This is a genomic window from Cupriavidus sp. GW821-FHT02F09 (assembly GCF_059421605.1).
In genome coordinates, this window is sequence record NZ_JBWKVH010000071.1 from 1 (window position 1) to 24,805 (window position 24,805).

The following is a 24,805-nucleotide window of genomic DNA, read 5'->3' on the forward strand; positions in this document are numbered from 1 at the left end:
TGCTTTGCAGCGGTGTTTCGTGTTGCGAGGGGGCGAATCATAGGGGACCCCCTCGGCCTTGGCAAGCGTTTTCTTGAGCGAATTTCTCGAGAGGAATAAAGTTGATCATAAATAACATCTAAGATCAATTCCGCTCGTATGCCTACGCCAGCAAAGCAATGCCGAGCTTACGCATCTTGAACATCGCGTCCATGACCCGAGCCGACTTGCCCGCATCCTTGTCTTGCAGCAGCCAGCCGAGGATCGATGGAGCGATCTGCCAGGACACGCCAAACTTATCCTCGAACCAACCGCACTGCCCATCCTCCCCGTCAGCGGGCAATTGCTCCCACAGGGTGTCCACCTCCGATTGCGACTTGCGACTTGCGACTCACAACTCACAACTCACAACTCACAAGCAATGAGATAGCCGGGATGACGCAGCCCCGTCGCGTGACCCACACGAGTTCGCTCAAGTCGTCTATTCACGGTTGCGGCGGGCCTTGTGCCGCTCGCAGCAGAGGCAACCGAACGCCAGCAAGGCACCCAGCACAAGCACGCCAATGGCTAAGCCCTTGGCGGCACACCCCCCTGCGGAACACTCCCCATCCAGATCACACTTTCCCATAGCCCTCTCCTCAAACCCGTGCCAGGAAGATCTGACGGTTCCATGCTAGATCACGGCGAAGGGAGATCAAAGCGCACACCACCAGGCCACCTGCCGCGCGGTGCAACTTGCCAGCACACGGAGTCTTGGCGGCGTCCGCCGCCTTCTAGAGAACAGCCGGCTTGCAACTGCCTCCCCAACATCCAACGCAGAACATCTTCCGCAATGACGCCTTCGCCACAAACGGGACTACGGTGCACCGCCCGCCGCTGATGCGCCGTAGCGTCGAATCTGGGCCAAGAAACTGCAGAGGGTGACAACAAGCTTGCACCGACCCGGCCCCGCAAAACCGCAAACAATTGCATACGCCGCCAAGTGCGCTGTCAGCCGCCTCGACTCGACTTAATTCTGACTTAGAAAAGTCTCAGTTGGTTTGGGTGCAGTTTGCGCTATTTTCACAAACATTCTTGGCATGCGCCGAGCGCCCTACTCGGCACACCGTGGGCTCACAATCCAAGTGGAAAGAACAACGATGCAGTCCTTCAGCACCAAACTCACCCTCAAGCTAGCCGCCACGCTTTGCCTGGTCGTTCTCCTGTTCGGGAGCGCGTACGGGCTCTTTAGCCCGCATAGCGGAAGCGAAGTGTCGCAGGCTGCGAACGCCGACCACGCCAATACCCTGCTTTCCTTGCTGATGCATATCCTTGGCCCGATTGCGGCCATCCCCGCCCTGATCGGTATGTGGTCGCAACGATTCCCCGCACTGGGCGGACTGGTCCTCGCCTGCCCGGCCATTGCGACGTTGCTGCTGCACCGATTTGTCATCGGATAAGCCAGACGTTCGATCCTCCCCACGCCTCTTTCCGCCTGGTTTGTCCGCAGGAACCCACCGCCGCTGGTTTGCATCGGCCACCTCCGCACAGGAACTAAACCCGGTGCCGGATACCCAATGGAGAATGCTGTTTCTGCGGCAACACCGGGAAAGGACCATGAAACAAACGTTGTGGGGACTGCTGGCGGGATGCGCGCTGCTGGTAGCCCTTGTTGGATGCGCCAGTCGAGGCGCCGATGGCCGGGAGTCAAGCATCACCGCATACGGCACCGTTGATGTCGGCGTTTCGCGCACCAGCGACAAGTAGTGCGCAGTGCCGGCCAAGGCGACCACTCGATAGCAAACGGCAACAGGAAAAAAACAGGCAAAAAAAGAACCCGCAGCGCGGGTTCTTAAATTAGCGATCTCAATTGCCCTGAAGGCGCTGGTAATCTAACTGTCATTTTCCGTTCGTACTATCCGGGTAAACCGAAGTCGACCAAGCAATCGCAACCACCACCACGATAAAAAAAAGCCCGCACTAGGCGGGCTGAACAATCAGTTGAAGAAAGCCCTGTATTCGAGGGCAAGCACAGTGTAAGAACTTGCGGCGCCCCGACTAATTAGGGGAATCCCTTTACCATGGCGGGAAAGCGGCCCGCCGCGACGATCAAGTGCACATCACAGCCCCCCGCGGCTCCCGAGCACAAAAAGGATATTCGAAGTTAGAGGAAATATTCCAACTGACGCCAAAGCAGGCGTTCAGTGCCCATTGTGCTCAGAGTACGCTAATACGATCCATTCGCAGTCAAGATCTGCTTGCTGGCCGCGTGCGAGAGTACTGCCAGATAATCCGGACTCCACCCGCTAGCCGTAGCGGATCTTGTTCAAGCTGCCTCGAGGGATGGCGCGCCTCCCTGCAGCAGATGCGCCCGCGCCTCTTCAAACATGGCGTCGACGGCTACGCGTGTGCGCACCGCGTGCATGCGGCGCGCATCCGACAAAACCCGCCGCCAGCCGCGGCCACCATGGATACCACGATGCAGGCCCAGCATATGGCGCGTCACTGCACCCATGTAGCCGCCCTGCTCGACGACATCCCCAATATAACGCTGCATCGCCAGCTCAACGTCCAACCGTGATGGCACCGGGGTCTGCGCGGCATAGAAACGCCCATCCATTTCCGCCAGCACGTAGGGCTGGTGATAGGCCTCGCGTCCAATCATGACGCCATCCACATGCGCCAGGTGCACGTCCATCTCGTCGTGCGTGACGATGCCGCCATTGATCAGTATCTCGAGATGCGGGAATTCCTGCTTGAGTTGGTAAGCCACTTCGTAACGCAGCGGCGGGATCTCGCGATTTTCCTTTGGGCTCAAGCCTTTCAGGATTGCATTGCGCGCATGCACGATAAAGGTCGCACACCCCGCATCGGCCACGGTGCCGACGAAATCGCGAACAAAGTCGTAATGTTCGATCGTGTCAATGCCGATGCGATGCTTGACGGTCACGGGAATCGATACCGCGTCGCGCATCGCCTTCACGCAATCCGCCACCAGTTCCGGCTCCGCCATCAAACAAGCGCCGAATGCACCGCGCTGCACCCGCTCGGAAGGGCAGCCGCAGTTCAGATTCACCTCCAGGTACCCCCATTGCTCGCCCAGTTTCGCCGCGGCGGCCAGATCAGCAGGCTCGCTGCCGCCGAGTTGCAGGGCCACGGGTTGCTCAGCGGCGTCGAAGTCGAGATGACGAGCCACATCGCCATGGAGCAGCGCGCCGGTGGTCACCATCTCCGTGTACAGCCAGGTATGGCGGCTCAGTTGCCGGTGAAACATGCGGCAATGACGATCCGTCCAATCCATCATCGGTGCAACCGATATTCTGCGGCCCGTTAATTTTGCTGGGATTCCGCCTCCAGCCTCGGTTTGCGGGGGATTCTGAACGTGTGCCATTTCCTACGGTTACTGCCTCTTTAGGCTCATTTTTGAGCTCGGGTGTTTCAATGTTGCACTGAAAAAACCATGCTGCACCGGAAACCATGGGCACCATTCATCAGCGCGAACGCAAGGACAGGAGTATAGGTTACGCCGCCGCGATCCGCCCGAAGCCAGGCGGCAAGGTGGTGCTCTCCGAAACCAAGACGGTTGATCGCCGCCAGGCCGCCGCGACCTGGATGGAAAAACGCGAGCGCGAACTGGCACAGCCCGGCGCGCTGGAAACCGCGCAGCGGGATGACCCACTGCTGAGCGCCGTGATCGACCACTACATCAGAGATGTCTCGCAAGGACATCGGCCGGACGAAAACACAGGTGCTCCGCGCCATCAAGGCAGCACCGATCGGCTCGATGCACTGCTCGAAGATCCGCAGCCAAGAGATCACACAGTTTGCGCAGAGCCTCGGCGTGCTGCCGCAAACGGTCGGCAACTACCTCATCTTTGCGATAGCTCGCCCGGCCTGGGGCTACCCGCTCGACCAAACGGCGATGGATGACGCGCGCAAGGTGGCAAAGAAGCTCGGCGTGACGAGCCGCTCCGTAGCCCGCAACCGCCGGCCGACGATGACTGAACTCGACCTGCTCATGGCGCACTTCGGCAACATCCGCGCGAAACGGGTGGATAGCACGCCGATGCAGGCCCTCACCGCGTTTGCGATCTTCTCCACGCGCCGGCTGGAGGAAATGTGCCGAATCACGTGGGACGATTTGGACGAGCCGAGTGAGCGCATCATGGTGCGCGATCTGAAACACCCCGGCGAAAAGCTTGGCAACGATGTCTGGTGCGACCTGCCGGCCGAGGCTATGCGCATCATCAAGGCCCAGCCGAAACGCGAGGCCAGGATCTTCCCGGCCAACAGCGACTCGGTGAGCGCCGCTTTCACCCGGGCCGCCAAGTTTCTGGAGATTGACGACCTGCACCTGCATGACATGCGGCACGAGGGAGCCAGCCGGCTGTTTGAGATGGGCCTGAGCATCCCGCGCGTCGCGGCTGTGACTGGGCACAGGAGCTGGCAGAGCCTGAAGCGCTATACCCACTTACGGCACGATGGGGACCGTTTCGCCGGCTGGAAGTGGCTTGACGTCGTGGCACCAGCCAGCCAGGCAGTGGTCGCTGTAGGTTCAGCCTAAGTAACACTGTATATCCATACAGTTAACTCAGCCTTTACAAAATCCCGTCGTGTACTCCCTATACTGTATATTCATACAGTAAACGTGCTGCATTCCGCAGCACCCACCAACGCTCGGAGTTGCCGCCATGCCTGATACTCGCGCCATCAAGTACATCGTCGTGCCCTACCGTAAAGGCAAGGGCGAAGCGCTCCTGCCTGGCGAGATCCGCCAGGCATCCAGCGAAGTCGGCGCTATCCGCATCGCGAACGGCATGGCCTCAAGTTTCGTTGGCGTCGCGGCCTATGAGGTGCTGGTGGACGAGGAAACCGGCGAGATGGGTTCGCCCCGAATCCTGGTGCAGGAAGGGAGCGTCCCCGCTCTCGGCGAGTGACAAAAAGGGGCGCTGCCCCCTCCTCCCACAATCCCACTTCCTTTCCGGCCACACGGCCGAACTGCGCCGGCCTTGCGACACCATATTAGTATCGCCCGACGCGATCACCGTGCAGGACGTCGAGACCCGCCATCTTCAGGCCATGGTCTGGTTGGCGGAGTACCTATCGTTCGACGCCGACTGCCAGCACTACCGCTTCGGAGTGGCCCGGCCCGCCGTCAAACCGCCGCTGAAAGCGTGCTTCCCCCGGCGGTGAAGTTCATCTTAGTGGTGAACGGAATGGCCCAAGGCGCGCAGATGATGGCGAGGCTGGCCAGGCTCAACACGCCATCAGCGCACTCGGACATCCAGGCTTGCGCGTCGTGGCGTTCGACCCGGATACGCTGAGCGAGGCAAACATGGGCCGCCAGCTGTTCAGTGCGGCTGATGTGGGGCAGAACAAGGCGGCGGAGCTGACGCATCGCGTGAACATGCACTTCGGCCTCGACTGGGTCGCCCAGTCCAAGCGCTGCGGGTTGGCCGAACTCTTGAGCGTCATAAGCGGCGCGTTCGTGATCGTATGCGTCGGCAGCGCGAAGGCCCGGCGGGAGATCCATCATCAGTGCATTGACAAGAAGCGCGATGTCTACCTGCTGGACCTCGGCAATCATGCAAGCGATGGACAGGCGATTTTCGGTCACACCCAGCGCGGCTGCGGCAGATTCCGAATTGGCATCGGCACCGTTTATCCGCTCAAGTGCCCGAACTGCGAGATGCTAGTCGTCGCAGTCAACGCTGATCTGATCAATCTCGCGTTTCGCAACTCGATATGCATCATCGATCGCGATCTCTTCCGAGGCCGCAGGCTCCCGAGTGTTTTGCCTGTGTCCGTGCCCACGGATGACATACGACCAGTCCCACCGATTGCTCGCGACCTCTCTCGCCTGGATGGAGATATCCCGACCTCTGTACTTGAAGTCCATATGTGCCTCCCCGGATCTCGGAAGACCGTAGCACGCAGTGTGGTTGAGCCGGATGGTGATACGGTGCTCAGTGAGCGCCCGGATTCGCCCGGCCTTCGTCTATGAGCTTCTCGGCATAGTCGCGCGCATGCTGCCACGCCTCGCCTTCGGAAAAGTACTGCCCAGGCACGGGTTCATGCTCGAAGATCTTGATCGAGCTGCCGTCCCCCGCCTTTGCACAGATCGTCACCTCGCCATGCCAGGGCCCACCAGTTGGGGATGCTGCGGAAGCCTCATACCAGTGATCTTTGTAGTACGTGAAGCCTTGGAGATCCATAGCTTTCTCCAGTTGTTCAAGAGGATCGTAGCACGGCCCAAGGACCCACGATCGGCTTCATTTCGGGCATTGCCCTGCCCTAGGTCAGGATCCACATCGAAGGCTCAAACAAGAGCGCAAGGGGATCCACGTAGGCGACTTGGCAAAATACATCGACGAACGGCGGGCCGCAGCTCAGAAAGAATGCACCCAGATGTGTGACTAAGGAAGGTTTCTTGACTGATTTCGGAGTGGCCGCGCGAATCTCATTTGCGCAAGGCGCAATCTAACGCAGGTTCTGCCGGCTCGCGGCATGGGCCGGTGCCTTACTGTGTTCATCTCGGGGCGGAAGCTGTGACTTCGAAACAGCTTGCGTTGGGCAATGGGAGCCTGGCGCTCTGGCGAATGCGACCGACTTCCGCCCTGGAGACTGAGCGCACCTATCGGAACCCGGAGTTCCACCGAGTGCAGCCGGAATGAAGACATGATTTAGCTCAATGGCATGCGAGTAGAAAGGCCTACGATTCAAGAGAACAAAGGGGCCATACGCCAGAAGCCCCTGCACGCAAAACTTGCGTACATGGAAGGAGCACTGAGACCGGAAAACTAAAAGTGACAAACGAGCCACATTGACCCCGCGTGTGGCAACGCGTTTACCTGCGCAAGCGCTGCTTTTGGATGCAACGCGTTTGCGACTGTGTCTAGCGGGGCGGGATACGACACCGCCAGACGCTCAGACCCTTGCCTCTGGCCCCAGTGCGGCTGGAAGTATTGCCCGGCAGATACAGAGAATAAAGCAACATAAATTGATGGCTTCACAAGTCTTTCTAATGGTGCGTGTTGGCACATGACGCGCACACGTGAAGTGTGGTGAAATTCGGCGCCGTATGACACCTGTGGTACTGCGGTCAATGAACAGGCGGCGAATGAAAAAGCAACTTAAATCGGACCAGCTTCGAACCTTCCTTGCTGTCGCACAGCAACGCAATTTCACTCGAGCCGCACACATGCTGCATTTGACGCAGGCCGCCGTCAGCATGCAGATCCGGCAATTGGAGTTGGATATCGAAGCGCCGCTATTCGTGCGAAGTCCACGCCTGCTTACCTTGACGCCAGCAGGGGAAACGCTGCAAGTCTATGCGGAGCGAATCCAGGAGCTTCACGAGCAAGCGTGGCAGGCATTGTCGTGCGTGACCTACGAACGATCGCTGCGCATTGGCACGCCAGACGCCTATGCCAGCCTGGTACTGCCTGCGGCACTGCGTGCCTTCACGTTCCAGTTCCCGGCTGTCCAGGTGGAAGTAGTCTGCTTGTCTACGCTCGAGCTTGGGCGCAGGTTGGAGAGCGGCTCGCTGGACCTCGCCGTAGGCACGTGTTGCCCTCAATTTCCAGGGCCGCCTATTTATTCCGAGGAACTTGTCTGGGTTGTGGCTTTGTCTGCAACTAACCTGGCCGCCCAGCGGCCCCTCCCATTGGCCATGTTCGAAGTGGCCTCGGCCCCTCGGGCGCATGTTGTACATGCGTTGGAGTCGGCATCGATCCCCTATCGTTGCGTGTACTCCAGTCCAGATACGATGGGAATCCTCGCCTGTGCGCAGGCTGGCAACGCCATCGCCGCAGTACCCAAGCAATCAGTGGGCGGAAAACTCCGGATCATTGGGCTTCAGGAGGGACTGCCGGACCTTGCGCCACTGGAAATCACCATAGCCAACGGCAGGACACCGAATGGACCGGAGAAGCAAGCGTTGATGGATCTACTCACTGCGCCCTCCATTTGTCGGTTGGACTCGATGACGAGTTCCTATGCGGGGGCTTCGCGCGTGTAAGTGCCCCCTTCGATGAAAGGGACTGCGCCGTTTCAAAGAACCAGCGAGACGCAATCACGCAATCACGCAATGGCGATGAGCAGGCGCTTGGAATTCAGCTTCAAAGCTAGGTTTCTCGGGCGTCCGGCGGCAGTCTCGATCCCTGCCATTACGCCCATACCAGTGCATTCCCCCGACGCGCGCCCACCTGCCCGCGCAACAGCCCCCCTCGTTCACCTCACCCGGCGTGGCAAAGCAGACAGAATGCGGTGTGCCCCACCCTTTCGGGGGGGCGTGCGTGGCTGCCGCCAGCAGCCATTCCTAGCCAGGAGCTTTCAATGTTGATGCGAGACGCAATCCCCCATGTGCTTAGCCGCGGTAGCGACATGTTCACGCGAGACATACAGGAGACGCCCCCGCAAAAGACGTTCCATCATGCAATCGATATCTATCTCAAGGATTCCAACGCCTTCATGAATACTTACTTTGCGCGCTACTTCGAGTGGCAGGGTGTCTGCCGGGAACGCTGGTTCCACGAGTGCATTCATGACAACCTGCTGGCTGCCGGAGGCGTGTTCGTGACCAAGCGCGCGCATCAGGAGTACGTGGAAGAGACCTTCCCGTTCCAGAAGGTGGACTGCTACCTGAATACCTTCCAGGTGAAGCAGTGCTCGGCTTACCTGCTGTTCCGCTTTTGCGTCGGGGGGCGCCCTGTGTCGCTCGGCTACCAGCAGATCGTATTCGCCGGCAGGGACAAGCGCATCATGCGTTTCCCGAAGGAGATCGTGGAGCGCGTCAAGGAGTATGAATTGAAGCTGCCTACCTTCGCTAGCTAAACGGACCCCGCCCCGCTGGCCGGCACGTGGCTGGCGGGGCGGGCACGCAGGGCACGGCCTTTGCCCGTATGCGCGTCCGGCAGGCGCAGTGTGAAGGTGGTGTGGACGCCGCGCACGGATTCGCATTGGATGCGGCCATCGAAAGCCTCGACCACGCGGCGGCAGAAGGCCAGCCCCATGCCGGCGCCACTGCCGTGGGCCTTGGTGGAGAAGAAGGGATCGAAGATCCGTGGGAGGACTTCCGGCGCGATGCCGGGGCCGGTATCGCTGAAGCGAAGCAGCCAGCAGCCGCGTTCTTGCACCGCACCGATCTCGATGCGGCCGTTGCCGCTCGCGCGCATGGCCTGCAGTGCGTTCTTGAGCAGGTTGAACAGCACGTAGACCAGCAGCGTATCGGAGCCCCGGAAGCACCAGGCTGGGTCAATCTGGCCTACCGTCACCCGTTCCCGCTCCCCCGCCTGGAAAGGATAGCGATCGAGAGCGGACACCACGCAGTGCTGCAGGGATTGCGCGGTGAAGCTACGGCGGTCCAGCCGTTCCAGCGTGACGGAGGCAAGCGCCATGTCGATCACGGTGTGGGTGCCATCGATCTCCCGTTGGATGGAGGCGACCAGACCGGCGGCCCGGTCCAGTTGCCCGGGCCGCATGCGGCCCTCGCACAAGCCGTGCGCCACCGCCAGTTGATAGCCGGCCAGCAGATCGGGCCAGGCTCGGCCGATTTCGTCGGCCTGCAGGCGGATCGTGGTCAAGGGAGTGCGCACCTCGTGCGCCACGGTAGCCGCCAGCGAGAAGGGGTGCATCAAGTCGTAGCGCACAATGGTCACCGCAAGAATGCCCAGGCTGACGCCGATGAAGATTACCCCTGGCGGATAAAAGGCATAACCGTAGTTGGCCGCGTAGTCGACCGCGGCCAGCGAGTAAAGGCACAGGCTCACCAGGCACAGATCCAGACGCTTGCGCTTCTCGCCCGTGGCGTTGCGGCGCGCGGCCAGCAGCAGCCAGCCGCTGCGGCAGGCCAGCAGCACCGTCTGCGCCACATGCAGCGGATGCAACCGCCCGGCCTTGGGGTACTCACCGAAGAAATAGGTATAGACGCCGGACACCACCTCACCGCCAGTCAGCACCATCACCGCCAACACCAGGGACAGTCCGTAGGAAACCAGCAGCAGCGGCCGCTCGGTGCGGCACTCAGTGACCTCGGTCACGAAGTGATAGAAACAGGTTGGCAGGAAGATGATGAACAGATAGCCCACCTTGGCGAGCAGCAGCGCCACATCCGGCTGCTCAGCCTGGAACAGGAAGGCCCAGGCTCCCTGCCAGGCAAAGGTGGTCACGCACAGCAGAAAGAAGGACGTGGAAATGCGCGTGACGCCCTTGGTGACCAGCACGTACAAGCCGAATCCCAGAAAAATGGCGGACACGAAGGCTGGCAGGATGGCGTACATGGGGTTCCGGAGGAGCGGGTCGGCGCGCCCGGACGGGCGTCAGGCTGAACGGCAGCCGCCATTTTAAGTCGCGGCAAGCGCACCTGTGCAAAGTCCGGCTAATGACAGCCCTGCACGATATTGAAGGCCGGGGCCTGCCTGGCTAGTTCACCTGCCCGGCGTCGATGGTCCGCATGGCCGAGGCTTCCGCCAGGGCGATCGCGGCTTCCGCCGTGCCGGCCACGCCAGCCTCTTCCTCGAATGAAGGCTGCGGCGCGTCGCCAAAGGCGTCGGAAATGATAACCGTCGCCGTATAGCCGCCACCAGCCAGCGCGGCCGCGCGTACCACCACGGCATAGCCGCCGTACTCGAATCGTCGTTCCATCGCGCAGCTCCTCGTCGCTGGGGATGAAGCCATGATAGATGGACACGTCGCTGCGTGGCCAGGAGAAGGCATTGAGCCCGCATGCGGCGTGGCGCGGGTCAAGCACCTCAGCCCACCCTGAGCGCTGGCGGGAATACGCACCAGCACCCGTCGGCATGGCGGAAGAAGAACATCGACAACTGCCCCGACGGGCGGGCCACATCCACTCGGATACAGCCGCTGCGGCAAGCCCGCGAACTGCGCACGCGGGTGATCCGCGCGGGCGCCGCCAGGTTGGAGCCGAGCCATTTGTCGATCAGCCCACGCAGGGATATCTTGGCGGTTTGCATGTCAGTCTCCTTGACTTGCCTTGTTGAAGCGACCCACGTCACGCGCCAGGCGCTAGGCGGCACGGGCACCGGAGTGCGTGCCCTTGAACTCGGTCTCGAGAAATGCCCTGAGCAAGTTGGCCACGGTCTGCATGGCCATGGAGGGGTGGTGCAGGCAGGCTTCCACTTGCTCACTGCGGCCTTCGCCAAACAGGCACCAGGTGCAGAAATGCTCGCAATTGTTGGTCAGGAGCCGGTAGTTGTCTTCACCGAGGCGGGAGCGGGCGCGCGCCACGGCTTCCAGGCCGACATACCTGGCGCAAGGATTGGCCTTCACGGTAACCGTGTGGCCGGCCGCAAAAACTTTCACCGTGGTTTCCTCCACTGGGCCGCGATGGAGCGAGCCAGCAAAGCCGGCATAGTGGACCACCTTGCCTTCGCCGATGTAAATGCCGTGGTGGGCATAGCCGCGGCGTTCCGTGACCAGGTGCGCGCCTAGGGGAAGGTCGGCATCGATGGCCTTGTCTTGTTGTTGGTGTTGGTGGTTCATGGCTGCCTCTGATCTGTTTGCTTGCCGCAGGCATTGCCTGCTGGTTGCCATACCGTCCGCATCAACCGTGCCACCCGCCGCCGTCCCAGGCAAATCAAGAGATTGCGGGGATTTCAACCGGCCAGGCAGGGGAAAAGCGTCTGCGGCCAGCCAACAGCCTGATGCCAATAGTGTTGGTGGCATGGCATCAGAGGAGCCCCCGATGCCGTGTAAGCCATGACGAAGTGGATGCGAAGGCCGCGGCAGTGCACTACGGCGCGACTTCGCGCAAGACGGCTGCCGGGCGGCGAGCCCGAGTCAAATCGGTGGGTTCCCCCCCACCATACCGGTGGAGGGTGTTGGCGTTGCGCCAACGCTTACGGCCCCGCCGCGAAGTCCGAGATCGGCCCGGCGTCGCCAACGAAGAGGGGAAACACAGAAAATTCAAGCACTTACGGCGCCGCATCGGGCCAGCCACATCACTGGCATGCGCTTTGCTCTGTAGAAGCATGGCAAGTAGCCACGGACCGCAACACAGCCCCTACCCATCCCACGCACCGGAGACCATCATGGCGGCGCTCACCATCAAAGACCTCTACACCAACCGCACACTGGACGGCCAGGCCATGGCGGCCATCCGGGGCGGCGGCGCACCCTGGGTATTCGGCTGGATCCAGCCCTATTCCCCGCCCCGGCAAAGCGTTGGTCCCGTCGTCAACTTTTACGAGATCAACAACAGCTTCTATGCTGATCAGATGGTTAACCAGTTCCAGAACATCGACGTTCGCAATACGGCGCCCGGCGCGAACATCAATGTGCAAGCGGGACAAGGGGCAAGAAACGACGGCCGGATGTAACCCGGTTCGCGCTCAGCCCGCACGGTCCGGCCATGCGCCGCCCGCCACGCCAATGCCGCCCGGGCACTGGCGTGGCGTTGTGGCGTCCTAGCTCGCCCGAACACCGGAGATGATCGTGACCTGTGCATCGCAATTCCGCTGGACTTCAGCCGCTCGCACCGATGTCGGCCTGGTGCGGGAGCGCAATGAGGATGCCTGCCTCGCCCAGCCGGAGCGGGGGCTCTGGGTGGTGGCGGATGGCATGGGCGGCCACGCGGTTGGCGACTATGCCAGCAATCTGGTCGTGGAGACGCTGTCCCGGCTGGCCCTGCCGCACAGCCTCGAAAGCTTGCTCGACGGGGCCCGCATCGCCTTGCAGGACGTCAATCGCGAACTGCTGGAGGAAGCGGCGCGCCGGCAGGTCCGGCGCATTGGCAGCACGGTGGTGGTGCTGATGGCGTGCGAACGCTTCTGTGGCTGCCTGTGGGCAGGCGACAGCCGCATCTACCTGTACCGGGACGCGCACCTGACCCAGTTGACCCGGGACCACAGCCGCGTGGAAGAACTCAAGGCGCGCGGCCTGATCACCGCGGAAGAAGCCGTGCATCACCCTGCGCACAACACCATCACCCGCGCGGTCGGCGCGAATACGGCACTGGAACTGGACCAGACCTGGGTGGAAGTCGCGGACGCCGATATGTTCCTGCTCTGCAGCGACGGCCTGAGCAATGAACTGCGGGACCCGGAGATCGCCAGCGTGCTGGCCTGCGGCGATTGCGAGCTGGCAGCGCAGGCACTGGTGACCGCGGCGCTGGGCCGCGGCGGCCACGACAACATCTCGGCGGTGGTGGCGCGCGCGGAGGATCTCTACGCCTCAGACAAGACCATGGTGAATCCCGCGCTGTAGCCTGGCGCGCGGCTCACCGCCCTCCCTCCTACCGCGCCTTGCCGCCCTGCGCCGCGCCCTGGTTGCGAAAATCCTTGGAATGGATGCCGTGTTTCTTGAGCAGCATCTGCAGGTGCGAGCGATTCATGTCGAAGCGCCTGGCCAGCTCCGCCACCGTGCCGCCGACCTCCTGCAATCCCCGCTCGAGAAAAGCGCGTTCGGCTTCATCGCTGGCGGCGCGCTTGGCTTCGCTGAGTGAGGTGGCCGTGGATGCATCCACCACGAGCGGTGCCACGGCGCCGCTGGCTGCCGGCGCCGATGGCTTGGGCCGCAGGTCCTGCGGAAGATGCTCTAGATCGGCCGTGTCGCCGGCGAGGCAGGAGGTCCGGTACATCAGGTTGCGCAACTCGCGGATATTGCCCGGATAGGCGTAATTCATCAAGAAGTCACGCAGGCGCGGGGTGAGCTTGATGGGCCGGCGCTTTAACACGCCGGCGGCCTCGTCGCCGAAATAAGCCACCAGCAAGGCGATCTCGTCGCGCCGCTCGCGCAGCGGCGGCAGGGTGACGTGGATCACGCTGAGGCGGTAAAACAGGTCTTCGCGAAACTTGCCCTCCTCGCTCAGGCGCCGCAAGTCCCGGTTGGTAGCTGCAACGATGCGCGTGTCGACCGAAATGGTCTCGTCGGAGCCGACCCGCTGGATCTCGTGCGACTCCAGCACGCGCAGCAGCTTGACCTGCCCGGTGAGAGGCAATTCGCCAATCTCATCGAGGAAGATGGTGCCGGTGTGCGCGCTCTCGAACTTGCCGCGGCGATCGTTGGCGGCGCCCGTGAAGGCGCCCTTCTTGTGGCCGAACAACTCCGACTCCAGCAGGTTCTCAGGGATCGCCCCGCAGTTCACCGAGATATAGGGCTTGTCCGTCCTGGAGCCGTTGGCATGGATCACCTTGGCCATCAGCTCCTTGCCCGTGCCGCTCTCGCCATCGATCAACACCGGCAGATCGGTGGGCGCTGCCTTCTCGGCAATCTCCAGCGCCTCCAGCAGCTTCGGGTTGTCGCCGAAGGTGCCCTCGAAAATAAAGCTGCGCTCCAGCAACGCCTGGCGGCGCTCGCGCGGCGCCAGGTCGGCCGGCGCAGGCTCCGCCACGGCCGCCTGCACGAAGCGCTCCTTGTGCGATAGCTGCATCACCTCGTCGCGCAGCGTGGTGGCCTGCTTGAGCAGCTTCTCGATCTCCGTGCGCTCGAGCTTGGAGGCCCAGCGCAACGTGGAGCGCAGGATCTCGATCTTCTCGATCAGACCGGCATAGGAGATGGCCGACCCGACGGAGCCACCCTGGTTGAACAGCTTCATGTCGCGCTCCCCCATGCATCGCGCTACGGCAGATATGCCAGACGCGCCGTTGCTGCCCAGCGGCACCCGGGCTATGCAAAAGCGCTCACTCCGAGCTCAGTTGCTTCTGCACCAGCTGGTAGTACATGCCCTTGCGCTCCAGCAACTCCTCATGCCGTCCTTGCTCGACGATGGCCCCTTCGTACAGCACCAGGATCTTGTCCGCGCGCATGATGGTGCTCAGGCGGTGCGCGATGATCACGGCCGTGCGGCCCTGCAGGATCTCCTGCAAGTTGCCAAGGATATTGCTCTCCGATTGCGTGTCCAGCGCAGAAGTTGCCTCGTCGAAGACCAGCAGGCGCGGATCGTGATAAAGCGCGCGGGCAATGCACAGGCGCTGGATCTGACCGCCAGACAAACCCACGCCGCGCTCGCCCACCACCTGCTCGTAACCCAGCGGCAGCTTGCTGATGAACGCGTGGGCATCGGCCATCTTGGCGACTTCCTCGATATGGCGACGATCCGGGCTGTCGTCGCCGCAGGCGATGTTCTCGGCGATGGTGCCCGAGAACAGCAGGTTGCTCTGCATCACGTAGCCGATCTGCGCGCGGTAATACTCTTTGTCGATCACGCCGAGGTCGTAGCCGTCCACGGTGATCTTGCCGTCCGTGGGCACGTAGAATCCCACCAGCATCTTGGCCAGCGTGGTCTTGCCCGATCCGCTGCGTCCCACGATGGCCAGCAATTCGCCGGGCTTGATGCTGAAGCTGATGTTCTCCAGCACGTAGGGCGTTTCGGCGCCGCCGTAGCGGAAATAGACGCCTTCCAGGTTGATCTCGCCTTGCAGGTCCGGCAGCATCACGCGCGACGCCAGATCCTGCGGCTTTTGCTCCGGATCGAGGTCCAGCACGTCGCCCAGGCGCTCCATCGCCACGCCGGCATCGTTGAGCTGGCCCCACAATGCCACCAGCCCCATCAAAGGCGCCAGCACGCTGCCCATGAAGGCGTTGAAGGCAATGAGCTGGCCAACGGTCAGCTCGCGCTGCAGCACCAGGTTGGCGCCCACCCATAGCACCGCGATGGTGGTCGCGGCATTGAGCAACTGGCTGGCCAGCCCAACCAGGATATGGAATGCCTGCGCCCTGTACTGGACCTCCAGCGCCTTGGCGTACTTCTTCTCCCACTTCAGGCGCACCGGGCGCTCGATTCCCATGCCCTTGACCGTTTCCACCCCGCCCAGCGCTTCCATCAGGTAGGACCGCGCATCGGTCGTGGTGGTGAACACCTCGCGCGCGAAAGCCTTGACCTTTGGCGTTGCCACGATCGTCAGGATCGCGATCGGGACCACGAAGGCGATCAGCACCAGTGTCATCTTGACGTTGTAGAGAAACATGATGGTGAAGTAGATAAACACCATCAGCAGGTTGAGCGCCGTCGTCACCGTCGACTCGGTCAGGAAGGCGCGGATAGTCTGGTTCTCCTGGAAGCGCGCGAAGATGTCGCCCGTCTTGCGCTTGGCAAAGAAGGAAAACGGCAGCGACAAGGTGTGCTTGAAGAAGTGCGACATCATGGCAAAGTCCATATTGCGCACCATGAAATTGGCGAGATACGCCCGCACCGAACTCATCAGTTGCGAAAACACGCTGGAAACGATCAACCCAAGTATCAGCAGGTTCAGCAGACCCATGTTCTGGTGCACGACCACCCCGTCAAGGATGTTCTGGATGATCAGGGGCGGCACCACGCCCAGCACCTGGATCACGAAGGTCGCCATGAACAGGTGCGCAAGGATCCGTTTGTACGGCGCCAGGTAGCCGATGAAGCGCAGCCAGGGCGAGCGTGCCACCGCCAGTTGCGCCATGCTTTCGCCGGAGGTGAAAAGCAGGCAGGTGCCGCTCCACCCGCGCTCGAACTCCTCCACGCCCATCTTGCGAAAGCCGAGGGCCGGGTCCGCCACCCACACCCAGCGCTTCGATACGCCGTAGACCACCACGTAGTGGTAGCCCTCCCAGTGCACGATGAACGGCAGCTCGAAACCCAGCAGGGAATCATGCGTGCACTGCACGCCGCGGGTGGTAAAGCCGAGCGACTCGCCGGCGCGGGCCAGGCTGTCCAGCGTGGCGCCCTGCGTGGTCACGTTGGCCAGCTCGCGCAGCTTGCCGAGCGTCATGGGGATGCCGTGATGGCGGCAGATCATCGCCAGGCAGGCAGCGCCGCAATCCATCTCCTCGGCCTGCTCGACCAGGGCGAAACGGCGGATAACGCGTTCGCCAAACTCCGGCTTCGAGCGCAGGTCGAGCATCACCGGATGCTTGCGCCGCTCGGCCATCCTCTTTTGCCGGTGCAGTTCCCTGTCGATAAAGCGTATGCGCTCTTCCAGCACCTCGCGCAGCTTGGGATTGCGCTCCAGGATCAGCTGCACGGTCTTTTCCGGAATCACCAGCAGCCGCGCATCCGTGCCGGCGATGGCCGACGCAATCTGTTCTTGTCGCATCACGCAGGCACGCTCGCCAAAGATATCGCCCTGGCGCAAGGTCGCCAATGGATACTCGACGCCCTCCTCGGTCCGCACAATGCGCACTTCGCCCTGGCGCACCACGTACAGGCGGCGATCCTCCCGTGCATCCTGCTTCAGGATCTCCTTGCCGGCGGAAACGCGCTTCACCCCCACGCTGCGCACGGCCTCCTCCAGCTCACTCTTGTCGAGCTTGCCGCGCAGGTCGAACAAGCGGGCGACAAAGCCGCCGGCCGAACTGATCGCCACATAGCTGGCGACAAAAGCCATCGCCGCCGGATTTTGCGCAATCATGGGCTCGGTCACGCTGCGCGGAATAAAGAGCAGCTCGGTCTTGGCGGACGAGCGCACCGAGGATTCATGCCGGTACTCGCGCAGCATGGCAATGTCGGCGAACACCTCGCGCGCCTTGCGCACGCCGAGGCTGACTTCCTTGCCATTGTCTTCGTTGAAGATGCGCACGGACCCCGACTTGATGATGAAAAGCCCGTCTGCCGCCTCGCCCGCGTTGCAGATGGTCTCGCCAAAGCCGTACGAAAGCGCTTGCGCATGCTCCGCCAGCCGCTCCATTTCCTCGCGCGAGAACGGCGAGAGTATTTCCACGCCGGCCAGGAAGTCGGCGAGCGGATGCAGTTCGGGACTGGCTTCCATATGCGTCTGAGCGCCAGCGGCTAGCGCGCTTCGATGACGTGTTCCTGCGCCCTGGCCATCAGCCAGTCTTCACGCAGGAGCCGGCGCACCTCCGCCGCCACATCGGCATCGAGCGTGGCAGGATGCTTGGCGCTCACCATGAAGATCTCGAAGAAGGAGCGGTCCTGGGACGGGAACGGACCGAGCAGGTCGCCGGTGGCGGCGTTGAACACCTTGGCTTCAATATCCGTCTTCAGCGAGCCGCGCAGTACCTTGCCGATCGCGCCGCCCTGCTCCTTCGTGTCCGCGATGGAGTGCTCTCGCGCCATCTCGGCAAAGCTGTCGGGATCGTCCCGCAGATAGGAGATCAGCTCCTTTGCCTTGCCCTCGGCGTCCACCACGATATGGCTCACCTCGATGCTGTCGAACTTCGGCGAGTGCAGCTTGAAGTAGGCCTCGACCGCCTTGTCGCTGGCCACCTCGGCAAGCATCTTTTCCTGGAAGAGGCTATCGGTCACGAACGCCTCGAACTCATCCAGGCTCACACCGAGCACATCGAGATAATGGTTCATCTGCGTCGCGCGGTGCAAGCCCTGCACACGCCGGAACTGGTCGGCGCGCTCCTGGATTTCCTCCGGCGCCACGGTAATGCCCTGCTTCTTCGCCGCGTGCACCGTGAGCTTGTCCCTGACGATCTGCTCGATCAGCCCTTCGAACTGGCCCGTGAGCTTCAAAACCCGGATGAATTCCTCGACCCCGATGACTTCATCGTCGACCCGCACAATCGCTGTCATCTCGTCAGCTCCTTGATTGTTTCCCATTTGCCAAAATCCGCCCGCACGCAGGTGCGGGCCGCCGATGCGTCTCCAACCACTTTCCAGGCGTTGCCGCTATCCGCTGGCTTCAGCCCGCCACCTGCCGGAACGGATCCAGCCCCAGGTCGATCAGGCGCCGCTCGCGCACCACGATTTCCGCCGTGGCGGTCATGCCGTAGCGCAGCGGGTACTTGCTGTCTGCCACCGTGTAGTAGTCTTGCGCCAGCCGCACGCGCCCCTCGTACACCGGCTGCTTGTTCGGCCCCGCCAGCTTGGTCGCTGGCGAGATGTACTCGAGCGTGCCGGCAATCAAGCCATAGCGCTGGTAGGGAAAGGCGTTGAATTTCAGCTTGACGGGCAAGCCCTCGCGCAGGAAGGCACGATCGCGCTCGGCAATCTCGATCTTGAGCACGGGGCGCGCGTTCTTGGGCGCGATGCCGCCCAATGGCGCATTGGCCAGGACCTTGTCACCGCGCTGCGTGGAGCTGACATCGGTGATCACGCCCGCCACGGGCGCCAGGATCAGCAGGAAGTTGTCCTTGTCGATATTCTCGAAACGGATGCGCGCCGCGGCCTCGGCAACCAGCCGCGCGGTCTGCACCTGCAGGCGCAGCTTGTCTTCCGTATTGGCTATCTCGCGCAGCGCGGCGTCGTACTGGATGCGCAGGTTGGTCAGCTCCTGGCTGCTGCCTTCGAGCTGCACGGTGGCTTGGTTGAATTCCTGGCTCAGCTTGGAATCCAGCTCGGCTAGCCGCGACTGGGCAATCTGCAGTGCGTTCTCCGCCTCAACAGCCGCAATCCGCTTGCTCTCCACCTGTGACTGCGAGACCCCGCCGCCACCCGGCAGCGCAAACAGGCGGGCATAGCGGTCCTGCTCCTGGCGCGCGAATTCACGCGTCCGACGCGCGCTGTCCAGGTTGCTGCGCGCCTGCTGCAATTGTGCCCGCTGTTGTTCCGCGAGCCGGGTCGTGCCCTCCGCCGTACGATTCTCGTGCAGGCGCTCCGCCACATCGATCTGCTGCTTCAACGCTGCCGCCTTGCGCTGCATCAACAGCTTCTTGTCGGGAAACTGCTTCCACTCGCGCTCGGAATCCTGCAGCTTGAGCTGCGCTTCCAGCGCATTGGTGGCGGCCTCGATCGCGCCACGTGCATTCAGACGCGCCAGCACGTCGTCCTTGTTCACCGGCTGGCCCTCGGCCACATAAAGATCCGCCAGCTCCCCGTCCACCGGCGCATAGAACCGCCGCACTTCGGACTCCGGGGCGAGGGTGCCGTCCGCGGACACGATCACATCCGCGTGGCCCACGAACGACCAGACCAGCGCGCACACGACCAGCGACACCATGACCAGCACGGAGATCTGCATCAGCTTCCAGGGCTCCGCGCTGAGAATGGCGATGCCCTCGGCGCTGTGGTCCTCAAGCGCCTCGGACAGCGGCTTAAGGCGATTGTCTCGGCTGTCGTCCTTCATCACCCTCCCCTCCAATCAATGCCAGCTTGGACTTGAGCAGCGCAGGGCTCAGCACCATGCGCAATTCCTGCAGGGAACGCCGCTGCAGCTCGGTCTCCGAATCGATATCCTCCCGGACCTGGCTCCATTGCGCCGTATCGCCAACCTTCAACTGCGCGTAGATGCGCATGCCCTGGCGCGCTTGCGCGCTGGCATTGGACAGCAGGCGTGCCTGCGCGCGGAACTTGGCGGAGATGTCGGACTCCAGCCGCTGCTCGCCGCCGATGGCGCCATCGCGGCGATACTGGCGCCACGACGCAAGCGCGGCGTTCATCAGTTCCTGCGCACGCCGGATCGCCGCATCGTGTATCGCCGCCACATCGGGCTCGACCGCCTTCAGGAAGTAGGCATCCTCGGTGGGATCGAGCATGGCGTAGAACGACAGCAAGGCGTCCTCATTGTCCTTGCCGCCGCGCGCCTTCTGCAGCTCGACGAACTGCGCGGCGACGGCCTGCTTGCGCGCAAGGTCCTTGGCCGCGGCCTCGGCCCACGGCCCCGTCTTTATCGCTTGCAGCCCGGCGAACGCCTTGGCGCCGTCCCCTGCACGCCAAGCCTTGTCCACCTCGGCGTACTGCCGCACCAGCTCCGGCGCCGGCAGGCGGCTGGCTGCCAATTCGCGAAAGCGCGCCTGGAAGGGCGGCGTGGAAAAGCTGGCCTTGGCCATCTGGGCCATCAGCGGGCCAAGCGTGGCTGCGCGCGCCGCGCCGTCCAGCGCAATGTACTGCCGCAGGTCTTCCTTGATGCGATCCATGCCCGCGAGCCTTGGATACTTCTCCGCGTAGTCCGCCAGCACGGCCTGCAGCGCTTCAGGATGGTCACTCGCCAACCCGCTGGCCAGCGACGCGTTCAAGCGGTCGATGGCGGCCAGATAGACCGAGTCGTCGCTCTGCAGCTTGCGCACATTGCTGAGTGCGTCGGCATATGGCTCCCTGAATTGCGGCACATAGGCGGCAATGCGGTCCAGCGCGCGCTGGTGCGCTGGCGTGTCGTCATTCCAATGCTTGAGCAGCGCACGCATGCTGGCTTCATCGGTGAAGATGCGGATCGGCGCGTCCACGCCGCCCCGGCCGGCCACGAAGCGGTTCAGCCGGCCGATCCAGTCGAGTTCATCCAGCACGCCGCGCGCGTCGGCATTGTGCGCGCCGAGCGTCTTCATACGCGCCAGCGCCGTTTCGGCGCCATTGAAGTCGCGCGCCTGCAGCTTGCCAATCCATCCCGGCACCTGGTCGCGCAGCAGCGCCTCGGTACCCATCGCGCGGAACTGCGCATGATCCGGGTGGCGCTCCAGATACGCGTCGGCCACGGCAGCGGCGCGGGCATAGTCGCCGCCGGCCATCAAGGACCTCATCTCGCGCTCGGACGCGCCGCGCAAGTACAGGAAGAGCAGCAACGCCACGACCGCCACGGCGACGGCACCGCCCCAGCGCGCCACGCGCTTCAGGCCAGCGCGCTCCGAAGCGCCGAAGCTGCTGCCGAGCCTGCCCATGACCAGCGCGAACTTGCCCTGCCCGCGCGGCGTGTCCGTCGCACCCCCAACGCCTTCCGGCTGGGGCAATGCCTCCTGATTGACCTCATCCTCCTGCTGGGCGGCATAGTCGACGCAGAAAATATCCAGGAAGGAGCCAGCCGCGGCGACAAACGTGGTCTTGTCGGAATCATGCGCCGGCGTGGCGGGTGCTGGCGCTGCGGCGGGTGCCGGTGCCGACGGGGCCGAGACAGGAGCCGCCGGGTCCTGGGCAGGCACTTCAGCGGCATCGGGCGGCGGCAGGATCGAACTGGTGAGGGTTGCGTCGGCGGCGGCCCCGTTGCATATGCCAACCCGATAGACAAAATGATTGCCACCGAACGCAAGGAGGTCTCTCTCGCCCAGGGCGACCGCGTGCTCATCTACCCGCTTGCCGTTGACGAAGGTCCCGTTGGTACTGCCGAGGTCTTCGACAAATGGATCGTTCCCTTTCAGGAAGATGTGCGCATGGCGGCGCGAGACATAGTTGACCTGGTGCGGATACCTCTCCTTGTAACGGGAGAACGACGCATCCGCCTTGCTGATCAGGAAGGGAAAGCCAGCCACCTCGATCGGCTGCAGCCCAAGATCGTCGCGCTCGGGCACGAGCGTCAGCACCATCGGCGCCTGGCTTGCCGCCTGGACCGGCGCGCGCGCGCGTAGCCGCACCAGGTAGGACAGCGCAGCGCCGAAGCGCAGTTCATCGCCGTCGCGTAGCCTGGCCGGCTGCTGTGCCACAGCCGCGCCATTGACGGTGGTGCCGTTCTTGCTGCCCAGGTCAGCGATATAGGCCGCGCCATGCTCGGAAAAAATGCGCGCATGACGGCGCGAGAGCACCGCGGCTACATCGGGCGGGTATGCCGCGAAAGGCGCTTCCGCGCGCCCCACGGCGAACAGGCTCTCGTCGATGCGGATCTCGCCGAGCTCAGGGTTGGAGATGGGCTCGAGCACGATATCGAACGCCTGCCCCACCTTTGCCCGCATCTCGACAATCAGAGCTTCGTCTGGAGCCATGTTTCGATACCACCAACAGCGCGTGCCACGACGCGTGCGCCAGCGGCAAGCCATGTTTCATGGCGACGGCGCGAGCCGGTGTGGCCCGCTGCGTCGTGAACGTGTTGACTAAGGACATAGTAGGCCACGCTTGCCCGTAGTCAAACGTCCGCCGGTGGCGTACTTCGCGCCTTGCCGGGCGTGCCCGGCTCCTCGTGCGCAACGGGTTGCAGGCCCCTACTTCGAGACCTGCTGCGACGCCTCCTTCGGCGCGTTGCTCACCTCGGTGCTTGGCCACCCGCCCCCTAGTGCCTTGTAGAGGGTGACAGTGTCGGCCAGGATCTGTTGGTGGTTGGCCAACAATTCCTGCTGCGCGCTCAGCAGCGATCGCTCGGTCTCGAATACATCGAGCTGGGACACCACGCCTTCCTTCAACTGGGCCTCGATCTGCGCCGACACCACACGCAGTTGCGCAACCTGCTGCTGCAGTTCGACGCGCTGCTTCTTGTGTGCGTCGACATTGACCAGCGCGTTCTCCACTTCCTCGAATGCCGTAATCACGGTGCGGCCGTATTCGCTCTCGGCGACCTTGGTCTGCGCCTCGCTGGTCTTCACCCGGGCACGCACGCCCGGGTCCAGCATGGGCAGATTGATGCTCGGCATGAAGCCGAAGGTGAAGGACTTCAGCAGGTCGCTCAGCGCGAAGCTCGCCGTGCCGCCGCGGCCCGTCAGGCTGACGCTGGGCAGTTGCGCCAGGCGCGCCTGGCCGACCAGGTTGACGGACTCGAGCACGCGATACTCCGCCGCCACGATGTCAGGGCGCCGCGAGAGCAATTGCGACGGCAGCCCCGCCGGCACCGCCGGCAGCTGCACGCGCTCCTGCAGTCGCCCGGCCGGCACCTTGAACACGCCAGCCGGCACGCCCACCAGCGTGGCCAGTGCGTTCTCGGAAATGTCGCGCGAGCGGCGCAGTTCCAGCAGGTCCTTGGTGAGCCGGTTGATCTCGGCCTGCTGCTGCATCACGCGGATCTTCGGAATCAGGCCGTTCTGGAACATGGCCTGGTAGGTGGCGAGGATCTGCTTGTTCCTCGCTAGTGTCTTGCTCTGCTGATCGATCTGTTCGTCGAACTGCAGTATCTGGAAGTAGGTGGTGGACACATCCGAGACCAGGGTGAGGTAGCCGGCACGCCAATCCGCTTCGGTTGCGTTGAATTCGGCGGTCTGGGCCTGCACACCCTTCTCCACCTTGCCCCATATATCGATGTCCCAGTTGACCTGGGTGCCGAGGTTGTAGGTCTTGACGAGCGACGTGCCTGTGCTCTTCTCGAAGCTTGCCCCTGCCCCCACGTCGAAGACGGGTAGCGCGCCGGCCTTGACCTCGGCAATCTGCGCGCCCGCTACCTTGATGCGTGCGGCCAGCACCTTGATGTCGTAGTTCCCCGCAATCGCCTTGTCGACCAGTCCGTCGAGGTACGGATCCCGGAATGCCTGCCACCAGTTCGGCACGATCGTGTCCGCCGGCGAAACCGTGATCGATCCCTGGCGCGCCCAGTCCGGCTTGGCCGGCGTTTCGGGCCGCTGGTACACCGGCGGACGAAAGTCGGCGCAAGCGGCCAGCACCAGCAGGCAGGCGCCTGCCATCAGGCATCGCCGCAACGCGGCGCGCGCACCATGCACGATGAACGGGGTGGAATGGTCTGGCACGATCGCCTCCTGCGAGCGTCGGCGGGGTGAGGAGGCCACGGCGGGCACCGGCCCCCGTCAGCCACATCGCCAGCGCCAGCTGCGCCGGGTCAGTCACGGCCCGGATGCAAAGGAGCCGCGCCATCAACACGCCATGCATGCATTGTGTATCCGCTAGCGGCGCGATCCAACCTGTAAATAGAGGCCCTGCGGCAAGAAAAGGGCCGCCCTGCCCGGCACGCCGGGAGGGCGGCGGTGGCTTCAACGATAGATGTTGTTCTCTGCGTTCTGCGTTGAGCTCACGTGGGACTTGATGTCGTCGGCAAAGGCCGTGTTGTTGCCGTTCATATTGACGACGTTTTGCGTCTGCCCAATCAGCTGCTGGGCATTGAAGGTCGAGTCGATCTTGACCGCGCTGAAGACGGGCATGAAGGGCACGAAGCCGCCGCGCACGGCGCGCATAGCGCGGGCGTCGAGTTCTTCGGTGACGGACAGGTCCTTGATGGCGAGGGTGGTAGTCATGGCAGTTCTCCGGGGTATTCAGTGGATTGCGAATTCAGCTTGGGGCGTGGCCCGCGGCTTAGTAGATGTTGTTGCTGGCGTTCTGGGTCGACGTCACGTGGGACTTGATGTCGTCGGCAAAGGCCGTGTTGTTGCCGTTCAT

23 protein-coding genes and 1 pseudogene are annotated in these 24,805 nt (G+C 62.9%); 8 read left to right on the forward strand and 16 right to left on the reverse strand.

Going from position 1 to position 24,805, the window contains the following annotated elements:
- Positions 1 to 142: 142 nt before the first annotated feature.
- Positions 143 to 346, reverse strand: a pseudogene (locus tag AC07XB_RS37405) (VOC family protein); the annotation flags it as partial.
- 772 nt (positions 347 to 1,118) lie between these two features.
- Between AC07XB_RS37405 and AC07XB_RS37410 the strand changes: the two are divergent.
- Positions 1,119 to 1,418, forward strand: a complete 300-nt coding sequence (locus tag AC07XB_RS37410) for a hypothetical protein (protein WP_492832812.1) — start codon at positions 1,119 to 1,121, stop codon at positions 1,416 to 1,418.
- A 157-nt stretch (positions 1,419 to 1,575) separates the two neighbouring features.
- A complete protein-coding gene (locus AC07XB_RS37415; protein WP_492373629.1) occupies positions 1,576 to 1,725 on the forward strand; it encodes a hypothetical protein in 150 nt (49 codons plus the stop codon).
- A 559-nt stretch (positions 1,726 to 2,284) separates the two neighbouring features.
- Here AC07XB_RS37415 and dusA read toward each other — a convergent pair.
- Positions 2,285 to 3,349 carry a tRNA dihydrouridine(20/20a) synthase DusA gene (gene dusA / locus AC07XB_RS37420; protein ID WP_492832810.1) on the reverse strand — a complete coding sequence of 355 codons (1,065 nt, stop codon included), beginning with the start codon at positions 3,347 to 3,349 and terminating at the stop codon, positions 2,285 to 2,287.
- Between the two features lie 47 nt (positions 3,350 to 3,396).
- Positions 3,397 to 3,681 carry a hypothetical protein gene (locus tag AC07XB_RS37425; protein WP_492809198.1) on the reverse strand — a complete coding sequence of 95 codons (285 nt, stop codon included), beginning with the start codon at positions 3,679 to 3,681 and terminating at the stop codon, positions 3,397 to 3,399.
- Here AC07XB_RS37425 and AC07XB_RS37430 point away from each other — a divergent pair.
- Positions 3,671 to 4,522, forward strand: a complete 852-nt coding sequence (locus AC07XB_RS37430; RefSeq protein ID WP_492832808.1) for a tyrosine-type recombinase/integrase — start codon at positions 3,671 to 3,673, stop codon at positions 4,520 to 4,522. The genes AC07XB_RS37425 and AC07XB_RS37430 overlap by 11 nt on opposite strands.
- Before the next feature lie 127 nt (positions 4,523 to 4,649).
- Positions 4,650 to 4,895 carry a hypothetical protein gene (locus tag AC07XB_RS37435; RefSeq protein ID WP_492373551.1) on the forward strand — a complete coding sequence of 82 codons (246 nt, stop codon included), beginning with the start codon at positions 4,650 to 4,652 and terminating at the stop codon, positions 4,893 to 4,895.
- A gap of 218 nt (positions 4,896 to 5,113) precedes the next feature.
- On the opposite strand, the gene AC07XB_RS37440 is transcribed toward AC07XB_RS37435, so the two are convergent.
- Complete coding sequence (locus AC07XB_RS37440) at positions 5,114 to 5,575, reverse strand: hypothetical protein (RefSeq protein WP_492373550.1); 462 nt, start codon at positions 5,573 to 5,575, stop codon at positions 5,114 to 5,116.
- A gap of 349 nt (positions 5,576 to 5,924) precedes the next feature.
- Positions 5,925 to 6,173, reverse strand: a complete 249-nt coding sequence (locus AC07XB_RS37445; RefSeq protein ID WP_492373549.1) for a hypothetical protein — start codon at positions 6,171 to 6,173, stop codon at positions 5,925 to 5,927.
- Positions 6,174 to 7,078: 905 nt separating this feature from the next.
- On the opposite strand from AC07XB_RS37445, the gene AC07XB_RS37450 reads away from it, so the two are divergent.
- Both AC07XB_RS37450 and AC07XB_RS37455 read left to right on the forward strand, forming a co-directional pair.
- On the forward strand, positions 7,079 to 7,978 hold the full coding sequence (locus AC07XB_RS37450) for a LysR family transcriptional regulator (RefSeq protein WP_492373548.1): 900 nt from the start codon (positions 7,079 to 7,081) through the stop codon (positions 7,976 to 7,978).
- 317 nt (positions 7,979 to 8,295) lie between these two features.
- Positions 8,296 to 8,793, forward strand: coding sequence for an acyl-CoA thioesterase (locus AC07XB_RS37455; RefSeq protein WP_043347261.1), 498 nt, complete (start codon positions 8,296 to 8,298; stop codon positions 8,791 to 8,793).
- Here the strand turns inward: AC07XB_RS37455 and AC07XB_RS37460 are convergent.
- The 4 genes from AC07XB_RS37460 to AC07XB_RS37475 form a co-directional block, all read right to left on the reverse strand.
- Positions 8,790 to 10,238 (reverse strand): sensor histidine kinase, encoded by a 1,449-nt coding sequence (locus AC07XB_RS37460; protein ID WP_492809196.1) that lies wholly within the window; start codon positions 10,236 to 10,238, stop codon positions 8,790 to 8,792. The genes AC07XB_RS37455 and AC07XB_RS37460 overlap by 4 nt on opposite strands.
- 142 nt (positions 10,239 to 10,380) lie before the next feature.
- Positions 10,381 to 10,602 carry a hypothetical protein gene (locus tag AC07XB_RS37465; protein ID WP_150992891.1) on the reverse strand — a complete coding sequence of 74 codons (222 nt, stop codon included), beginning with the start codon at positions 10,600 to 10,602 and terminating at the stop codon, positions 10,381 to 10,383.
- 107 nt (positions 10,603 to 10,709) lie between these two features.
- On the reverse strand, positions 10,710 to 10,931 hold the full coding sequence (locus AC07XB_RS37470; protein WP_183036168.1) for a hypothetical protein: 222 nt from the start codon (positions 10,929 to 10,931) through the stop codon (positions 10,710 to 10,712).
- 52 nt (positions 10,932 to 10,983) lie between these two features.
- The gene (locus tag AC07XB_RS37475; protein WP_492809195.1) at positions 10,984 to 11,460 is read right to left on the reverse strand and encodes a lecithin retinol acyltransferase family protein; all 477 of its coding nucleotides are present in this window, start codon (positions 11,458 to 11,460) and stop codon (positions 10,984 to 10,986) included.
- A 548-nt stretch (positions 11,461 to 12,008) separates the two neighbouring features.
- On the opposite strand from AC07XB_RS37475, the gene AC07XB_RS37480 reads away from it, so the two are divergent.
- Both AC07XB_RS37480 and AC07XB_RS37485 read left to right on the forward strand, forming a co-directional pair.
- On the forward strand, positions 12,009 to 12,296 hold the full coding sequence (locus AC07XB_RS37480) for a hypothetical protein (RefSeq protein ID WP_043347272.1): 288 nt from the start codon (positions 12,009 to 12,011) through the stop codon (positions 12,294 to 12,296).
- Between the two features lie 115 nt (positions 12,297 to 12,411).
- The gene (locus AC07XB_RS37485; RefSeq protein WP_492373545.1) at positions 12,412 to 13,182 is read left to right on the forward strand and encodes a PP2C family protein-serine/threonine phosphatase; all 771 of its coding nucleotides are present in this window, start codon (positions 12,412 to 12,414) and stop codon (positions 13,180 to 13,182) included.
- A 28-nt stretch (positions 13,183 to 13,210) separates the two neighbouring features.
- Here AC07XB_RS37485 and AC07XB_RS37490 read toward each other — a convergent pair whose 3' ends face one another.
- The 7 genes from AC07XB_RS37490 to AC07XB_RS37520 all read right to left on the reverse strand — a co-directional run bounded on the left by AC07XB_RS37490 (position 13,211) and on the right by AC07XB_RS37520 (position 24,663).
- Complete coding sequence (locus AC07XB_RS37490; protein WP_492809194.1) at positions 13,211 to 14,512, reverse strand: sigma-54 interaction domain-containing protein; 1,302 nt, start codon at positions 14,510 to 14,512, stop codon at positions 13,211 to 13,213.
- Between the two features lie 85 nt (positions 14,513 to 14,597).
- Positions 14,598 to 17,657 (reverse strand): ABC transporter transmembrane domain-containing protein, encoded by a 3,060-nt coding sequence (locus AC07XB_RS37495; RefSeq protein WP_492832806.1) that lies wholly within the window; start codon positions 17,655 to 17,657, stop codon positions 14,598 to 14,600.
- A 20-nt stretch (positions 17,658 to 17,677) separates the two neighbouring features.
- Positions 17,678 to 18,430 (reverse strand): peptidylprolyl isomerase, encoded by a 753-nt coding sequence (locus AC07XB_RS37500; RefSeq protein ID WP_492373542.1) that lies wholly within the window; start codon positions 18,428 to 18,430, stop codon positions 17,678 to 17,680.
- A 109-nt stretch (positions 18,431 to 18,539) separates the two neighbouring features.
- Positions 18,540 to 19,922 (reverse strand): beta-barrel domain-containing protein, encoded by a 1,383-nt coding sequence (locus AC07XB_RS37505; protein WP_492373541.1) that lies wholly within the window; start codon positions 19,920 to 19,922, stop codon positions 18,540 to 18,542.
- Entirely contained in the window at positions 19,891 to 22,479 is a 2,589-nt protein-coding gene (locus AC07XB_RS37510; RefSeq protein WP_492832804.1) for an FHA domain-containing protein, read from the reverse strand. The genes AC07XB_RS37505 and AC07XB_RS37510 overlap by 32 nt, the downstream gene beginning before the upstream one ends.
- A 216-nt stretch (positions 22,480 to 22,695) precedes the next feature.
- On the reverse strand, positions 22,696 to 24,099 hold the full coding sequence (locus AC07XB_RS37515) for an efflux transporter outer membrane subunit (protein ID WP_492373632.1): 1,404 nt from the start codon (positions 24,097 to 24,099) through the stop codon (positions 22,696 to 22,698).
- A 303-nt stretch (positions 24,100 to 24,402) separates the two neighbouring features.
- Positions 24,403 to 24,663, reverse strand: a complete 261-nt coding sequence (locus AC07XB_RS37520) for a hypothetical protein (protein WP_492809191.1) — start codon at positions 24,661 to 24,663, stop codon at positions 24,403 to 24,405.
- Positions 24,664 to 24,805 lie beyond the last annotated feature (142 nt).

Bases quoted from the DNA above. Each gene is read 5' to 3' on its own strand.
- AC07XB_RS37515 (WP_492373632.1), bottom strand. From the start codon at position 24,099: ATGGCAGGCGCCTGCCTGCTGGTGCTGGCCGCTTGCGCCGACTTTCGT.
- AC07XB_RS37495 (WP_492832806.1), bottom strand. From the start codon at position 17,657: ATGGAAGCCAGTCCCGAACTGCATCCGCTCGCCGACTTCCTGGCCGGC.
- AC07XB_RS37500 (WP_492373542.1), bottom strand. From the start codon at position 18,430: ATGACAGCGATTGTGCGGGTCGACGATGAAGTCATCGGGGTCGAGGAA.
- AC07XB_RS37435 (WP_492373551.1), top strand. From the start codon at position 4,650: ATGCCTGATACTCGCGCCATCAAGTACATCGTCGTGCCCTACCGTAAA.
- dusA (WP_492832810.1), bottom strand. From the start codon at position 3,349: ATGGCACACGTTCAGAATCCCCCGCAAACCGAGGCTGGAGGCGGAATC.
- AC07XB_RS37450 (WP_492373548.1), top strand. From the start codon at position 7,079: ATGAAAAAGCAACTTAAATCGGACCAGCTTCGAACCTTCCTTGCTGTC.
- AC07XB_RS37475 (WP_492809195.1), bottom strand. From the start codon at position 11,460: ATGAACCACCAACACCAACAACAAGACAAGGCCATCGATGCCGACCTT.
- AC07XB_RS37430 (WP_492832808.1), top strand. From the start codon at position 3,671: ATGTCTCGCAAGGACATCGGCCGGACGAAAACACAGGTGCTCCGCGCC.
- AC07XB_RS37505 (WP_492373541.1), bottom strand. From the start codon at position 19,922: ATGAAGGACGACAGCCGAGACAATCGCCTTAAGCCGCTGTCCGAGGCG.
- AC07XB_RS37480 (WP_043347272.1), top strand. From the start codon at position 12,009: ATGGCGGCGCTCACCATCAAAGACCTCTACACCAACCGCACACTGGAC.
- AC07XB_RS37455 (WP_043347261.1), top strand. From the start codon at position 8,296: ATGTTGATGCGAGACGCAATCCCCCATGTGCTTAGCCGCGGTAGCGAC.
- AC07XB_RS37510 (WP_492832804.1), bottom strand. From the start codon at position 22,479: ATGGCTCCAGACGAAGCTCTGATTGTCGAGATGCGGGCAAAGGTGGGG.
- AC07XB_RS37490 (WP_492809194.1), bottom strand. From the start codon at position 14,512: ATGAAGCTGTTCAACCAGGGTGGCTCCGTCGGGTCGGCCATCTCCTAT.
- AC07XB_RS37445 (WP_492373549.1), bottom strand. From the start codon at position 6,173: ATGGATCTCCAAGGCTTCACGTACTACAAAGATCACTGGTATGAGGCT.
- AC07XB_RS37460 (WP_492809196.1), bottom strand. From the start codon at position 10,238: ATGTACGCCATCCTGCCAGCCTTCGTGTCCGCCATTTTTCTGGGATTC.
- AC07XB_RS37465 (WP_150992891.1), bottom strand. From the start codon at position 10,602: ATGGAACGACGATTCGAGTACGGCGGCTATGCCGTGGTGGTACGCGCG.
- AC07XB_RS37520 (WP_492809191.1), bottom strand. From the start codon at position 24,663: ATGACTACCACCCTCGCCATCAAGGACCTGTCCGTCACCGAAGAACTC.
- AC07XB_RS37410 (WP_492832812.1), top strand. From the start codon at position 1,119: ATGCAGTCCTTCAGCACCAAACTCACCCTCAAGCTAGCCGCCACGCTT.
- AC07XB_RS37470 (WP_183036168.1), bottom strand. From the start codon at position 10,931: ATGCAAACCGCCAAGATATCCCTGCGTGGGCTGATCGACAAATGGCTC.
- AC07XB_RS37415 (WP_492373629.1), top strand. From the start codon at position 1,576: ATGAAACAAACGTTGTGGGGACTGCTGGCGGGATGCGCGCTGCTGGTA.